The organism is Microcoleus sp. N3A4 (assembly GCF_036701805.1).
GTDB lineage: Bacteria > Cyanobacteriota > Cyanobacteriia > Cyanobacteriales > Microcoleaceae > Microcoleus.
This window is the reverse complement of sequence record NZ_JAUBRJ010000181.1, coordinates 1-1376: the sequence shown is the minus strand read 5'-3', so window position 1 is coordinate 1376 and position 1376 is coordinate 1. Positions and strand designations below refer to the sequence as shown.

Genomic DNA, 1376 nt, shown 5'->3' with positions numbered 1-1376 from the left:
ATCTCTTGTTTCATCTGTAGAAAGAATTCTTAAAGAATTTGGAGATAATTATGTAATTAATTTTGCTTAACTACTTAGTCGCTTTTTGGGCTTGAATTTCGCCGTTTTTGGCTCCGGCTTGCACTTTTGCTAGGTTTGCCTCGGCGACGCGCACCTGTTCTTGAGCTTGGTCGAGGGCGGCTTGCAGGCGATCGCGGCTGTCCAAAATTGCGATCGCTTGGCCTGTTTTCACTGTGTCTCCCTCTTTGACTAAGAGTCGATCGATCCGGTTTCCTTCCGCCGCACCGGAGGCGGAGACTTTAATTACTTCTCCTCTGGGTTCCAGTCGCCCCAAGGCTGTAACTGTGGTTAATTGGGATGCTGCGACGGCTGCGGCTGCGGCTGCTGCGTTGGGATCGGGTATGCGCGATCGCCAGATCGTGTAGCCTGTGGTTCCCGCTGCCCCCAGGGTTGCTACTGCGGCCACAACTAGGAGTTGTTTAACTAGGGATGGAGTTGAGGATAAGCCGTCGGCTGTTGCTCGGTGTACCATGACACACCTCATCATTTAGGTTAATAAAACTAAACCGTTTAGTTCTATTTAAAACTAAACCGTTCAGTATAATGATGTCAAGACCCCAAGCAAAAATTACAAAAACAAGCGATGGGCAGGACAAAACCGATCGAACCAGACAGGGCCGCAGCAAGTGACAAAACCGAGCAAATCCTGCAAGGTGCGATGCAAGAATTTTTAACCCACGGCTACGCGGGGACGAGTATGGACAAGCTAGCAAAGACGGCGGGAGTTTCCAAAGCCACGGTTTACAGCTATTTTGCAGATAAAGAAGGATTGTTTGCGGCATTGATTCAACGGCTGGCGCGAAAAAAAGTCCATTTTACAGTTCTGGATGAAGAACCGGCTGTAGCCCTGCGATTCGTTGCCACAACTATATTAGAGCAGGTGACCCAGGAACCTGAATTTCTCAATTTTGTGAGGTTAGTGATTGCGGAGTCGGGGCGTTTTCCCCAGTTAGCGCAGACATTTGTGAGAAACTTAGCTAAACCGGGGATCGATCGGCTAGCGGAATATTTGGCATCGCATCCAGAGTTAAAATTGCCCGATCCGGAGGCAACAGCGCGGATTTTTATTGGATCTTTGGTATATTTCCAGTTAACGCAGGATATGATGCACGGCAAAGAGATTCTGCCAATGGAGCGCGATCGATTGATCGAGGGTCTGCTGCATTTGGTTTTATCCCCGCAGTCCAATTCCTAAGTGCGATCGACAAAATCTAGGAATTTTATTTGAGACAGGACTAAGGCAATGGGCATCGTTAAACAAAGGTATGTTGTTGCACTTGGGCGCTCTTTCATATCCTAAGAGCGCCCAAGTGCAA

2 protein-coding genes are annotated in these 1376 nt (G+C 48.4%); one reads left to right on the top strand and one right to left on the bottom strand.

Features of this window, described 5'->3' with window-relative positions; all coding sequences use genetic code 11:
• Positions 1-70: 70 nt before the first annotated feature.
• Complete coding sequence (locus QUA56_RS36600; RefSeq protein WP_445242986.1) at positions 71-532, bottom strand: hypothetical protein; 462 nt, start codon at positions 530-532, stop codon at positions 71-73.
• Positions 533-643: 111 nt separating this feature from the next.
• Here QUA56_RS36600 and QUA56_RS36595 point away from each other — a divergent pair, with 111 nt between their 5' ends.
• The gene (locus tag QUA56_RS36595; RefSeq protein WP_333368916.1) at positions 644-1255 is read left to right on the top strand and encodes a TetR/AcrR family transcriptional regulator; all 612 of its coding nucleotides are present in this window, start codon (positions 644-646) and stop codon (positions 1253-1255) included.
• Positions 1256-1376 lie beyond the last annotated feature (121 nt).